Annotated in this window: 12 protein-coding genes; 3 read left to right on the forward strand and 9 right to left on the reverse strand. The window is 51.5% G+C overall.

Going from position 1 to position 13298, the window contains the following annotated elements; genetic code table 11:
• Positions 1-397 precede the first annotated feature (397 nt).
• Positions 398-1027 carry a hypothetical protein gene (locus tag JET16_RS24300; RefSeq protein ID WP_199621447.1) on the reverse strand — a complete coding sequence of 210 codons (630 nt, stop codon included), beginning with the start codon at positions 1025-1027 and terminating at the stop codon, positions 398-400.
• Between the two features lie 282 nt (positions 1028-1309).
• Positions 1310-1684, reverse strand: coding sequence for a PH domain-containing protein (locus tag JET16_RS24305; RefSeq protein WP_199621449.1), 375 nt, complete (start codon positions 1682-1684; stop codon positions 1310-1312).
• A gap of 147 nt (positions 1685-1831) precedes the next feature.
• On the opposite strand from JET16_RS24305, the gene JET16_RS24310 reads away from it, so the two are divergent.
• Positions 1832-2095, forward strand: coding sequence for an AbrB/MazE/SpoVT family DNA-binding domain-containing protein (locus tag JET16_RS24310; protein ID WP_199621452.1), 264 nt, complete (start codon positions 1832-1834; stop codon positions 2093-2095).
• Positions 2096-2497, forward strand: a complete 402-nt coding sequence (locus JET16_RS24315) for a type II toxin-antitoxin system death-on-curing family toxin (RefSeq protein WP_199621454.1) — start codon at positions 2096-2098, stop codon at positions 2495-2497.
• 416 nt (positions 2498-2913) lie between these two features.
• On the opposite strand, the gene JET16_RS24320 is transcribed toward JET16_RS24315, so the two are convergent.
• The 6 genes from JET16_RS24320 to JET16_RS24345 form a co-directional block, all read right to left on the reverse strand.
• Positions 2914-4659 (reverse strand): type 2 periplasmic-binding domain-containing protein, encoded by a 1746-nt coding sequence (locus JET16_RS24320; RefSeq protein ID WP_199621456.1) that lies wholly within the window; start codon positions 4657-4659, stop codon positions 2914-2916.
• A gap of 21 nt (positions 4660-4680) precedes the next feature.
• Positions 4681-6258: a response regulator gene (locus tag JET16_RS24325; RefSeq protein WP_199621458.1), complete on the reverse strand. Its 1578-nt coding sequence runs from the start codon at positions 6256-6258 to the stop codon at positions 4681-4683.
• Positions 6259-6267: 9 nt separating this feature from the next.
• Complete coding sequence (locus tag JET16_RS24330; protein ID WP_199621460.1) at positions 6268-8049, reverse strand: cache domain-containing sensor histidine kinase; 1782 nt, start codon at positions 8047-8049, stop codon at positions 6268-6270.
• 114 nt (positions 8050-8163) lie between these two features.
• Positions 8164-9954 (reverse strand): extracellular solute-binding protein, encoded by a 1791-nt coding sequence (locus tag JET16_RS24335; protein WP_199621462.1) that lies wholly within the window; start codon positions 9952-9954, stop codon positions 8164-8166.
• Positions 9955-10089: 135 nt separating this feature from the next.
• A complete protein-coding gene (locus tag JET16_RS24340) occupies positions 10090-10980 on the reverse strand; it encodes a carbohydrate ABC transporter permease (protein WP_199621465.1) in 891 nt (296 codons plus the stop codon).
• A 28-nt stretch (positions 10981-11008) separates the two neighbouring features.
• A complete protein-coding gene (locus JET16_RS24345; protein ID WP_233532203.1) occupies positions 11009-11965 on the reverse strand; it encodes an ABC transporter permease in 957 nt (318 codons plus the stop codon).
• A gap of 227 nt (positions 11966-12192) precedes the next feature.
• On the opposite strand from JET16_RS24345, the gene JET16_RS24350 reads away from it, so the two are divergent.
• Complete coding sequence (locus tag JET16_RS24350) at positions 12193-12417, forward strand: hypothetical protein (RefSeq protein ID WP_199621468.1); 225 nt, start codon at positions 12193-12195, stop codon at positions 12415-12417.
• Between the two features lie 12 nt (positions 12418-12429).
• On the opposite strand, the gene JET16_RS30965 is transcribed toward JET16_RS24350, so the two are convergent.
• Positions 12430-13149 (reverse strand): tetratricopeptide repeat protein, encoded by a 720-nt coding sequence (locus JET16_RS30965; protein WP_199621606.1) that lies wholly within the window; start codon positions 13147-13149, stop codon positions 12430-12432.
• Positions 13150-13298 lie beyond the last annotated feature (149 nt).

Below are 13298 nucleotides of genomic sequence, written 5' to 3' on the forward strand. Positions count from 1 at the left end.
CGGGATATACATGGTGCAAGGAATATTCTGAGCAAGGCGCTCTATGGGGAGATCCGGCATTTCGATGTGGACACGAAGACAAAGTATCTACGGATTGCTTAAGCATGAAGTAGTAGATGGGCCGGACCGCCCCATGTGTTAGAGAACACATGTTGCTTACTATAGGCACTTCAATGACACCCCATATATGGTATATGGAGTAGACGCGGCAAACCCGCATCTACGTTGGTGAATGGAAGATGTTGCATGGTAAGAAGCCCCGACTTCAACTTGCGATAGCAAGTAAGTAGGGGAGGTTCACTGTATTTCAGGATGGTATCCAGCGAACCGCCTTCCAAGAAGCCTTTTGCAATTTGTCCGGCAGAAGCCATATTTCTAACCTGAAAGGTTTCCGGATTCACAAGTTCCGGCATGATTTGTCCCCAACCGACGAGTTCATCGGCATCTTGGGATAGTAGTTGCATACCGTCGAATCTCCGCCGATCCATACCGTCCTGGGCATGGTAGGATCCTTCGACACTTTCGTAATGATGAGGGCGGATAGTGTATGAGGCTGGCCCTCTCTGCCCGCAGTTACAATGAGATTTAATTGTCCGTCCGTGATGGGAATCAGGAAGGAATCTTCCGGATTGATTCCCGTCAAATTTAATAGTTGGTAGACGCCTTCCGCCGCTACGCTCGACCTCGAGGTATCTCCTAACATGACCTGAACCCGGTAAAGTCCCCTATCCAAATCAACATTGAATGTGTTTGCGCTCGTTACCCCGTATTTTAGAAACTGTACGGCCGAGCTGCCCACGCCTGTTCCGGATGCTGCGACATTCACTACGTCTTGAGGCGTGTTAAAGCCGTACCCTTTCTCGGAAGCATATGCTTCAGCAGCGCTCACTCCAATATAACCCGGCCCTTGAGGTCCTGCGCCAAAATTAAATTTGTAGACGGTTGGCGTTGACGCGGATGCTAAACCGCCAAACGTAAAAGACAAACATAATACGACAGTTAGCGCGGTAAGCAATACTTTTTTCATAAAATACCTCCTCGTATTGATGGACCATGTCTTCTTCAACAAGAGTGAAAGACATCATGTATTACCGCATTATGTTCAGTTTCTTCACCTCCTTGTGTTCGGATATTTCGCGGCTCTTCTTGGAATCTATGAATGCGCTTTCAATTCTAATTATAGTTATTTTCATGAAAGAATTTCGATTTAATTTTCCGTCTTTTTTGTTAAATATTCAGAGATCGTCTTCAGTCGCTTGCAACGGCAAAAACCCGACCGGTAAGGTCGGGTTTTCAAGCTTATTGCCGCTTAATCCCGCAAGAGGGCGTTGGCGATGAGCTTATCAAACTTGCGGATATCCACCCCTTTTTGCAATTTCACCTTGATACGACCCGCCCGAGTCCATAATTCTACCTCCGCATTAAAATCAAGGAACCCGCCGGCGTTCTCCGTCGACCACATATTAATGGAGGAGTAAGGCAGGGAGTATATCTCCACTTTTTTTCCAGTAAGGCCTTGCGCATCTCTCACAATCAACCTTTTATTGGTGAAAATAGCGGTGTCCCGAAACGTTTTATATGCGGCAACCGCTGCTTCCCCATCCACTAAAATGGCGTTAACATCCTGCGGGACGGGACACTCCGACACCAAGGTCCATTCTAAAATGCTTTGGTTTGCTGACATTTGGTTGGCCCCCTAAGATTAACATTCCATGGTATTCAACATATTCGGAAATTTTCTGTTTCTTTCCTTGCATACACCTTTTTTATCAGACAGTTTGTACGTATAATTGTTATAACAATTGAATAGTATAATAAGGAGGGGAATTCTATGGGCAAGGTGACGGAGATGGAACGTAAGGTGACAAAATTCGGAAACAGTCTCGGTATTACGATGACGGAAGCCTTGAAACAAATCGGTCTTGAGCTTGGCGATACCGTGCATATTGATGTAAGAAAATCGGATGGAGAAATCGTTATTCGCAAAGCATATAAAGTGGAATTGCCTTCCGGTATCGGCCCCGACTTCTTGGAGACCCTGTCGGAAGTCATGGAACAATATGATGAAACCCTCAAGGGCTTGAAGGATCGTTAAATGGTTATTCGCTATTTATCCGTACAAGAGGTCATCGCCATTAATGTAGCTGTGATCCAGAAATATAGCCCCGGGCAACACATAGGTGTCAAGGACAGCGGTATGTTGGAATCTGCGGTTTGGCGCCCCCGCTCATCGGCCTTTGGCGATGACGAGTATCCGACCGTTTTCGAAAAAGCCGTGGCACTCTTTGAATCGTTAGGGCAGAATCCTCCGTTCCAAAACGCTTACAAAAGAACTGCTTTTGCCGCTCTTGTCATCTTCCTGAAGTTGAACGGATACAGCTTTGAAATGGACCGGGAGGTCGCTGAAGATTTTACCGTGGATATGGTTAATCATAAGTACTCTTTTCAAGAGCTCTCTTCGATGATCCGAACGCATTGTATCGATAATAAAGTATAGCAATAACCCGACCCCCGTGAGGTCGGGTTTTCAAGGTCAACTTTCTTTCATTTCTTCACTTACACATGAGGAAGGCGTCTTCTTTCTGACAAAATGTGTCGAATATCGCCTTTCCACATGAGGTGCGCCGGATTTCGAGAATTGTAACGATCGTTTCGGACCTTTGCCCCATGACAAGTAAGCGGTTTGTGACTCTTGCAAGTCCATTTCCCTTGCGGTTTGGCGGAACTTATCCAAGATAAAGCCGAACTACGCCAGATTGCCATCAAGCACACGCTCTAAGTACGGCACCCTTCCAAACCGCCATTCCTCTATACATAAACTATAAGGCATAACCATCTGCAAGCAGAATTAAATCGCGCAAAAGCGCATTGGCAATGAGTATCTCGACTTACCCCCGTTTGTACAATCCGCCGCTACCCAATCCCCTTCTTTTTCAAATCGATCAAATGCCGGCGGTACATCTCTTTCTCCACCCGCTTCGCGCCTGCCTCATCCATCTGTTCGATAAATTGCCTGTATATCTTATCGAACTCCTCGTCGGAGGACGCCATGATCAAGTGGGTAATCGCCTTGTTCCACAAATCCTTGATTTTCGTATTGATGACGCCTTCCGGCGTGGAGCCGTCGGGCTCCAAATTTTCCATTCCGAGCGCGTAATCGTCGTAGTTGAACCGGGACAGCTTCATCGCGGCATTGTACTCATCCGGGCGGGAAAGGATCATCTCCCGCAAATCCGCCCTATCCCACAACTCTCCGGCACGCCATAGCAAGGTGGACGCCTCGAATCCATATTTTTGCTGCCAAGCGATATAGTCCTCGTTCATCAGCTCGCGGACTTCCGGCATATATTGAGGGAGACCGTCCACAAATTCGTACGTTTCGCCTTCCTTGCCGAACATTAAGTCCATCTGGCCCTCGTCCGACCACGCATACTCCGCGAATCGGATGATCCGGTCGGGGCGTGCGGCTTTCTTAGTAATGAAGAAGCCTTGCCAGCCGAGCAGCCGGGAAGCCGGGTAGCGGGGCTCTCTGTCACGGGCCTTCAGCCCGTCCAACACGACGTAAGTTTTGTCTTCTCCCGCCGTATCTTTAATGGTCGGATTAAACTGCGTGTACATGCCGTTCAAAAATTGCGATGCGGCGGCATATTCCGCGCGGTACATGCCTTCTTGGTATTGCTCTTGCTTTGTAATCAGAAACTTCGGATCCAGGATGCCTTCCCGATACAACGAATTCATATAGCGAAACGCTTCAATAAACCCCGGGTTGCGCATAGGATAGAGCACTTCCTGAGCGTCGTCCCGGATTCGCTCCTCTTGTAAATACGGCGAGAATGAATAAATCAAATAGTACATCGACATGCTTCCGCCGAATCCGTTTTTCGCCACATCGAAGAAATCGACTCCCAACGGATATAGTAAAGGATACTCCGTCTTGATTTCCCCCAGGATCTGCTTTAACTCGTCCGTCGTCTCGATCCTCGGGCGGCCGAGATTTTCGTAAATATCCCGGCGGATAAACCAAGGGCGGATCGAGACGATCGGCTTTCCGTTCGTCAGCCGGTCCTTCTGCTCGTAAAAATTGGGCAAGTACCACAGCTTACCGTCAATCGAATGGTACTGAACCATCTCGGGATCGAGCATCCGCCAAAACCCGGGCGCGTATTGATCGATCAACTCGTTCATCGAATACACGAGACCGTTGTCGATTAGCTTGGCTACCGCCGGATTGTTCCAATCGAGCATGAGAGTATCCGGCAAATCGCCGGTGGCGATGATCATATTCAAATAGTCCTCGTCGCTGCCCACCGCCAGCTTGCGGTCGATTGTGACGCCCGTCTTCTCGGTGACCAGCTTCATCGCGTACTGGCCCCTCCACAAATAATTCGTTGCCCAATTGCCGTAGAAATACTGCGTGAATGTAAACGGCGACGTGTCCTGCCTCCAAGATAAGCCGCCGCTCGCCGAAAGCGGCGGAGCCTCTCCGGCTCCGGCGGAGGACGGCTCCGGATCGTGCGAAGACGCCGTTATCTCCCGAGCAAAGCCGGCTTGTTCCCACGGTTCGGGGCCGGCGCTTCCGAAGATGGCCGATAGCAATACAATCAATGCGGCAACAGCCATTATTGTCCCGATGCCGACGGGAAACGCTCCCTTTCTCATCTTCTTCCGCTCCTCCTCCCATTACCGCCGCTGCATAAGCTCCTGATATTCTCCCGGGGACATGCCGTGCTTTTGTTTGAATACGGTGCAGAAGTACGAATGATTGGCCATCCCGATCCGCTCAGCCACTTCCGAAACCTTCCGTTTAGTCAGGCGAAGCATCTCTTCCGCCTTCCGCATGCGGACTTCCGTAATATACTGGTGCACCGTCACGCCCGTAGCCTTCTTGAACAATACGCCGAGATGGTTCGGCGAGACGAACGCCTCTTCCGCAAGCATCGTCAGGCTAAGCTCTTTCGAACCGTATTTTTCTTCGATCAACCGGATCGTCTTTTCCGCGATGTAATCGTCCTTGCGGTTTCGCTTTGAATCCAGCCGCTCCATCAGACGTGCGGCATATTCCTGAACGCGACCTTGAATCTCGTCGAGCCGGTTCAGCGCCAATAACTCCCGGTCTCCCGGCTTCCCGTCCGGCTGCCGGTCATCGTCCAACATCGATAACTCGATCAGCAGTACGTTGATAAGCGCCGTAATGTACTCTTTCCCGGCCCCGGGATGCATCCGAACGAGACCGAACATCCGCTCCAACATATCTTTAACCGCCGAAGGCTGCAAAGCCAACACATGCATACGCAGCTGGCGTGACAGCTCCTGCCACTGCGAGTGAAAATCGTGGGAGAGCTCTCCGAAACGCCGCCGCCCCTCCGCGGCGTCCTCCCAGACGACCGCTCCGCCTATTCCATAGAAGACGCCGTATCCGGCGGCTTCCACCGCTTGCCGGTACGCGTCCTTAAGCTGGACCAACGACAGCGCCGGCGCAGCGACTCCGACGGTCGGGAGCGATGAAGACATCTCGTCCCACGCCGCCAGCAAGCGTTCGGCCAACTGTTTCGGCTCTTCACCGACATCGGCGTCGCCGTTCGCTCCCACCGGCAGCACGACGGTGAACCCGCCCGCGAAATCATCGCAGCCGACGATATAGGCGCCCGCCCCTGCCGTGCGGCGTACCGCCTCGCCGGGCACGGTCTCGCGAGGAACGACCGCCATTACCGCATATCCCGGTGCGTTCATGCCGGCATCCAGACCCAGCAGTTCGGCGGCGAGCTCCTCCAAATCTCCTCCCCTGCCCGACAACAAGTCCAATAACAGCTTCTCCGCAGCGATCCGTTCGCCGAGCTGCAGCCGCTGCAGCAGACGCGACTCCTCGAGCCGCCGCGCGCCGATCTCATCGCACTTCTTAACGACGCGGATCATCGTCTGCCGCAGCTCCTCTTCCTCGATCGGCTTCAACACATAGTCATCGGCGCTCAAGGTGATCGCTTCCCGCATATATTCGAAATCGCCGTACCCGGTCAACACGACGATGCGCACGTCCGGGTTCCTGGTGCGGATGCTCTTGGCCATCTCCAATCCGGACATGCCGGGCATGCGTATGTCCGTTATGATAATATCCGGCTGCAGCAGCATCGCTTTCTCGTACCCGTCCGCACCGTCTGCCGCGGTGCCTGCTATCTCGATGCCGAGCTCGCGCCAGTCCCACAATTCGGCCAAACCTTCCCTTTCCCAACGCTCGTCTTCGACAATCAGCAAGGAGTACATCCCGACTAATCACTCCTTCGGAAGCTTGATGGTAACTACGGTTCCGACTCCCGGCCGGCTGAACACGTCAAACGCCGCTCGATGCTCGTAATAACCGTTTAACCGCTCGATAATATTTTTGACGGCATACCCGCTCCCGCTCGTACTCTTTATTTGCCCGCCGAGCAGCGCCTGCACCCGTTCCTCGTCCATACCCACTCCGTCATCGATCACCTGCAGAACGACCCCGTCCCCCGCCGTGTCCATACGCATCCGCAAAATGATCGTCCCATGACCCCGCTTCGGTTCGATCCCGTGGGTCAGCGCGTTCTCCACCAGCGGCTGCAAAATATTTTTCGGAATACGGTAAAGCAGCAACGCCTCGTCCACATCGAACACAATATCGAACAAGCCTTCGAATCGGAATTTTTGGATATCGGCGTACACGCGGACCATCTCGACTTCATCTTGCACGAGAATGGACGAGTCCCCCTTGTTCAACACGAGACGGTAAAACTTGGCGAGCGAATTGGCTAAACGGACGACCTCCGGGGATTTCGCCTTGCGGCCGACCCAAGCGATCGTAGCCAGCGTGTTGTATAAGAAATGCGGATTTATATGCGACTCCAAAGCGCGAAGCTCCGCTTCTTTCTCCAAAATACGGCTCTTGTAAACGGTTTCAACCAGATCGTGAATCCGACCGGTCATCAGATTAAAGCTCATCGACATCTGCGCGAATTCGTCGTTGGAGACGACCGGAACGGAGACGTTCAAGTTGCCTTCTCTGACGGATTTCATTGCGCTCAGCAATACCTTCATTCTCCGCAGCAGCGCGTTCGTCATAAAATATACAATTACGCTCAGCAGCGCCAAGGCCGCCGCCAGTACGCCGAATATCCGTATCTGGGAATGCTCCATGGCAGAGATGAACGGACGGACCGGAAACACGCCCACCACCCGCAAGCCCGGCCCTTCCAGCGGAGTGGAGATGACGATCGAGCGTACGCCGTTTACATCCGTCACTTCGTTCATATTGCCTTCGGACGGAACGTTCCGCAGCCCAAGCGCCCGCAGCGATTGTCCCGCATCGGGGCGGCGGGTTTCGGAAACGACATGCCCCCCTTGATCGACAATGTAGATGTCTCCGGAATACGGGGCCGCGGACGTATGGAGCGATTCAAAGAGCACGTTCCGCTCCACCTCGATTTCGATCATGCCGACCATATCCGTATATTTGCTGGAGAAAATTTTCCGATTATACGAAAATACATTGGCGTTCGGGCTCGAGCCCGGAAGAACGATCACCGCTTGCTCCTGATGCAGACCGTGCCAGGCCGAAGTGAGACGAGGATCGTTAATGAACGGAGCATATCGCAGATTCGCCGACAGCCTGGTCATATGATAGAAACCGTCGTATAATTCAGGGATCGAATCGTTCGCCATATAGATGCGGATGGAATGAATATACGTATTCTGGCGCCTCAAATTATCCAGAATCGGCGCGATCGTATCCCGGTATTCCTCCAGCTGATACGGTTCGTTGAGGAACGCGTTTCCCAGGAAGCTTTGAATCTTCGGGTCGAAGGCGATCACTTGCGATACATTTTGCACCATGTTCACTTTCTGAAGGATGTTGTTTTTAATCTGCTGGACGTTCTGGTTCATCAATATTCTTCCTTGCTCGATAGCCGCATGGGATGCCTGATAGTAGAGAATCATTCCCATAAGCGCCATGGAAGCGGTGAGTATCGACAGAAAGGTCAGGACGAACTTCGAGACGACGCTGAGGCTCCATTTTTCCAGAAAACGCACGCATACACTCTCCAGCTCGTACTTAGTTATTTCTCATTCTATCACGAGTCCGCAACCGGCCGACATGCCAAAAATTCCCATACCGGCTTAAAACCGGTATGGGAATTGGTGTCATTAATTGTTAGGGAACACGGTCTTCGTCGTTTCATCGACATTGTATTTCACAACGTCGTCATATCCGAGGCCTTTCGCTTTCGAGATCAACTCTGCCTTCAATTTGTTATACTCGTCTTCGTTCTTCGCGAAAACCATCTTCCAGGAGTATTCCTTGATGACTTTGCCGATCTCGCTGGTCTTCTGTTGAATATCGGCAGGCGGCGTAGCCGGAGCCGATCCCGTAAAGATAGCTTTCATCACGGCCATCTTATTGTTCTTCTCGAAATATTCCTTCGGCGTCATCACGCCCATCGCTTCGCGCCAGCTCTTGGTCACCGGGTCCGGATCGTGGTTCAGCGTCGACGTCCACAGGTTGTAATCGTACGGTTCTTCGGTTTCCGGATTGATCGTGGACATTTTCAGCGTCGTGTTGTTGATTTGGTTCATGCCGTCCTTGAACGTACCGCCGCCGTACTCCTCCGGCACCGGTTCGGCGTTCGCGGGCAGCGCCTTCCAGCCGTACTCGGTCACGTAAGGCTTGCCTTTGTCGTCGATATCCCATGCCAGCCCTTTCGGGCCGTAGTTGGCTTCCAAGATACCCTCCGGAGTATAGAGCCAATTCAGAAATTCCATTACGCGCGCCGGATCCTTCGCTTTCGAACCGATCGCCCATACGCGGTTTCCGCCGTACGGATTCATACCGTAAGACACGATCTTCTCATCGGCGAACGGCACCAGCGCGAAGCCTTTGCCAGCCGCCGTATGTTCCGGCGTGTTATATACGTTATCCATCCAAGGGAAGAGGGAGAACAAAACTTGGCCGTCCTTAACCTTGTTCGACGCGTCGGAGAACTTCTGCGTCAACGAATCCGGATCGAGCAAGCCCATCTGGTTCGCATCGAAGTAGAACTTCAACCCTTTGAAGTAGTATCCGTTCTCATCCAACAATCCCTGCCATTCGTCGCTGTTCACGGAGGTGAGGGTGAGGCCTGCGGGATTGAAGCCGTCGCCTTCCTGATAACCGTGGAGCTGCGCGATGACCTTGGCGAGAGTCATGTAGTTGCCGTCCCAGTCGGACCACAACGAGAAGCCGTACGTCGGACGGCCGGAATCGCTCTTCGGCTCCAGCTCTTGCATTTTCTTGAGAACCGGCAAATAGTCGTCCAGCGTCTTGATCTCCGGGCTGCCGAGCTTCTGGTACAAGTCCCAACGAAGATCCGGGCCGAACGTCATCGTCGTGCCTTCGGATGGGCCTTCGCCGATGCCGACATCGTGGCCTATCCCATAAACGGCCGTGCCGCCGCCGAACTGCTTCTTGTTCGCTTCCACCGCTTGCCCTGCGTTCTTTAAGATGTCTGGTCCGTTTTTCTCGAGCAGTCCGTCCTTGTTCCAATCCAGCAGCAATCCGGCTTTAATGGCGTCTTGATAATCTTTGCCGTTGCTGCCGAACACGACCAGATCGCCCAAGTCGCCTCCCGCCATCATCGTTGCGATCTTTTGCTGGCCGCCCGCCAGGTTGGATGCGATGATGTTCAGCTTGATGTTGAACTTATCCTTGATCATCTTTGCGAACCAGCCCGGCTGCTCGCCGGCATAGTTCGCCAGCATGGAGAATACCGTAATCGTAATCTCTTCCTTGGACTCCGCCTCCGTGCCGCCGCCGTTATCCGACGTTTGTTCCGGTGTGTTCCCTTCCGACGATCCTCCCTGCTCCGCAGGGCTTGCGCCTCCGCCGCTGCACGCCGTAGTAAATACGAAGATCGCGATTAATAGCAGGGCGAGTGCCGAACGCATTTTTCCTCTAATCATTGTCATGTGTTCCTCCCTTTGATTACTTGCCGAATTTGACGACCCTTTTTTCCTTCACAATATTTTGAAAGCCCTTACGAGAATGAACGGGTTCACCTCCTTCCACTGGATCGTATTCTTACTGACTCAAGCGGATTATCCCTTCACGGCGCCGATCATAATCCCTCTCACAAAATAGCGCTGGAAGAACGGATACACCAGCAAAATCGGCGCGACGACGATCATCGACACGGTCGTCCGAATCGATGTCGGCGTGGCCTTGTTGGCCAAGTCCATGTTGGCGGAACCGGCCGTTTGCTGCATAAGCTGCGCCAAGGAAGTCGCCTCATTCATATAGCGGTACAGGATAAACTGCAGTGAGAACAGCCGTTGCTCGGTAACCAGAAACAGCGTATCTCTAAATTCGTTCCATTGCCAGACTGCCGAGAATATGGTGATTGTGGCCAGAATCGGCGTAATTAACGGGAATATAATTTTCGCAAAGATGACCAGGTGACCCGCACCGTCGATTTGAGCGGATTCCTGCAGCGCGGCCGGCGTCGACTCGACGAATGTCTTCACGAGAATGATAAAGAACGGCGACACGATCCCAGGCAAAATGTAGGCGAGAAAATTGTTCACCAGCCCGAGATTCAGCATCGTGAGATACCACGGAATGAGCCCGGCGTTGAAGTACATCGTTACGATCAGGAATCGGTACCAAAATTTTCGGCCCCACATCTCGTTCTTCGTAAACAGGAAGCCAAGGAACGCGGAAGCGAGGACGGTCAACGCCGTACCGATCACTGTACGGCCGAGCGACACAAGCGCCGCCGTACCCAGGCCGGGCAGCTTGAACACGTCCATATAATTCGTGAAATGGATCCCGATCGGGTAAAACAGCACGAGCCCTCTGCTGCTTAAGTCGTTGTTGCTGATCGTATTGATAAATAAGTAGTAGAACGGAAACACGCAAATCAAAGTGAATAAGGTGAAAAACGTATAATTCACGACGTGAAACAGCGAGAACCTTTCCTTAAGCGTCATAGCCGATCTCCTCCTTGCACCAGGATGTTTAAATGATGTTTTCGCCGCGAATCAGTTTCGAAAGAAGGTTGGCAGCGAACAGCAAGACGACGCTGACGATCGATTTCAGCAGGCTGACAGCGGTAGCGAACGAGAAGTTGGAATTCAACATTCCGATGTTGTACACGTACAAGTCAAGCACTTCGATGCTGCTCATGTTGATTGCATTCGAGAATACATAGAATTGATCGAATCCCATGTTGATGAAATTCGCGATCGATAAGAGCAGGAGCACGAAGTACGTAGGCATAATTCCGGGAACGGTCACATGCCACATCAAGCGGTACCGTCCTGCCCCATCCACTCTGGCGGCTTCGTACAGCTCCTGGTCGATGCTTGTAATGGCCGCGATATACATGATCGCGCCCCAGCCGAGCGTCTTCCAAACCTCCCACATCGTCATCTTCAACCACGTATGGTCGGCCGATGCGAGGATGTTCATCGGGCGGTCGATCCAGCCCAAGCTCAACAAGAGGTTGTTTACGAATCCGTTATCTACCGAGAACAGCATGAACGCGAACGAATATACAAGTACCCAGCTGATAAAGTTAGGTACGGTCGTAAGCGTTTGCACTATTCTCTTGAATAAAGAGCTTCGGATCTCGGTCAGGAAGACGGCGAAGATGACCGGCAATACGGATGTCAATATACTCAGCGAGCTCATAGCGAACGTGTTGGTCATCACGCGCAATATTTCCTGCTGCCGAATCTCGTTCGAGAACATGGAAGTGAACCAATAGAACCCCATATATTCGCTATCCTTTAGCGGGATCCCCGGCCGGTAATCGTAGAATGCGTAGATCCAGCCGTAGAGCGGTAAATACGAAAACACAAACGCCAATATCAGAAACGGGAGCGCCATGAGAAAGAGCTTGTACTTGTCCCTGATTTGAAACCGCTCTCCAAAAACGGAGGCGTTGGTCGCTTTGCTTCTGGTGATAGTCATCGTTCTCCCCCTTTGTTTTGATCACAACTCGACCACAAACACATTATAGGACGGAGGTAGTACGACTCGATATATCAAAAAACCATTTCAGTTTTGAAAAACCACGGAGTTGCGGTTGAATAATTTTCCTTATGGCAACGAAAACTTTTAGGTGTTATTAGGAAGGGTTATAGACATCGAATCGTTGAAAATCGTCTAAATCACATGTGGAAATGAGGATGGTACAAATGGATAACATCGAGGAAGTGCAAAACGAATTGCAAGATGCCACGGCGAGCGTGGAAGCCACTGATTCGGATGAAGTGCTGGACTTTTATATCGGGAAAGCGATGGACGAGTGCATGAAGCTGCAAGCCGTCGGTCCGATCTCGGAAAAAAATGTCGAGCACCTGCTCACGCAGCTTGCTTACGATTGCTATCGTGTAGGCTATACAGCTTCGCGGGAATCGTGAGCTGATCTCAAATTAAAAAAGGGGGAAATTCCCCCTTTTGCACGATCTCAACCGGTTAGTCAGTTCCTCGATCCGGTCCTCCAATATGGCCCTATCGGACGAAACCTTGTCCAATCCCAAACGATACAAGCGCAACGCTTCGTCCTTATCGCCTGCCGGCGAATCGGAAAACCGGGGATTGTACAAGTCCCCCCATCCGATATATCCCCATACCCAATCGGGATGCTCTTCAATCAATTTCTTAAAGAGCTCATCGGCGGTATTGGTATCGCCTTTATAAAAGTGCGCTTCCGCGTACGAGCGGCGCAGGTTCAATTTATTTTCCTCTTGCATGTCGGTTAAATGCTCCATCATATCCCGATATAACATGATTAAACGATCCCAACTTTCCGGATCTTCCTCCTGCCGGTTCCGGCACTCGTTAACCATATCGGGTATCGTATCGAAGAAAACCGCATCCATAGCATAGGGAAAATCGGTTTTCTCCTCAAACTGATCAAAAGACAGGCACTTGTAAGGAATGAGAACATGTTCTCTGATTGCGGTCCATATCGCCAAAAAACGCTCCAATATTCTTTGATCCGGATCATTATCCAAATAATCTTCAAGCATATCTTCCAATCGGTGCAAGGAGAATTTATCCGGAAGCCACCTGTTCCAAAGCTCCTGTGCAGCAAGCATAAGAAAATCTTCATCAAGGACGTGAGCTTTCGCGATACAGTTCTCATCCACTTGTCGCTGATCTCGTCAACGCTGATATATCCTTCCACTTCATTATTAAATTGCGCCTTATCCGTTATAATGCCTAATTCGTTCAGTTCAACCAAAATCTCGGTTTCCGTCATAGCCTCCAGCTTCTCAGGCGTCCAAGCACGTGCCGC

Source organism: Paenibacillus alkalitolerans, from assembly GCF_016482785.1.
Taxonomy (GTDB): domain Bacteria; phylum Bacillota; class Bacilli; order Paenibacillales; family YIM-B00363; genus Paenibacillus_AE; species Paenibacillus_AE alkalitolerans.

Coding starts and splice junctions, on each gene's coding strand:
- JET16_RS24300 (WP_199621447.1), bottom strand. CDS start 1,027: ATGAAAAAAGTATTGCTTACCGCGCTAACTGTCGTATTATGTTTGTCT.
- JET16_RS24305 (WP_199621449.1), bottom strand. CDS start 1,684: ATGTCAGCAAACCAAAGCATTTTAGAATGGACCTTGGTGTCGGAGTGT.
- JET16_RS24310 (WP_199621452.1), top strand. CDS start 1,832: ATGGGCAAGGTGACGGAGATGGAACGTAAGGTGACAAAATTCGGAAAC.
- JET16_RS24315 (WP_199621454.1), top strand. CDS start 2,096: ATGGTTATTCGCTATTTATCCGTACAAGAGGTCATCGCCATTAATGTA.
- JET16_RS24320 (WP_199621456.1), bottom strand. CDS start 4,659: ATGAGAAAGGGAGCGTTTCCCGTCGGCATCGGGACAATAATGGCTGTT.
- JET16_RS24325 (WP_199621458.1), bottom strand. CDS start 6,258: ATGTACTCCTTGCTGATTGTCGAAGACGAGCGTTGGGAAAGGGAAGGT.
- JET16_RS24335 (WP_199621462.1), bottom strand. CDS start 9,954: ATGATTAGAGGAAAAATGCGTTCGGCACTCGCCCTGCTATTAATCGCG.
- JET16_RS24340 (WP_199621465.1), bottom strand. CDS start 10,980: ATGACGCTTAAGGAAAGGTTCTCGCTGTTTCACGTCGTGAATTATACG.
- JET16_RS24345 (WP_233532203.1), bottom strand. CDS start 11,965: ATGACTATCACCAGAAGCAAAGCGACCAACGCCTCCGTTTTTGGAGAG.
- JET16_RS24350 (WP_199621468.1), top strand. CDS start 12,193: ATGGATAACATCGAGGAAGTGCAAAACGAATTGCAAGATGCCACGGCG.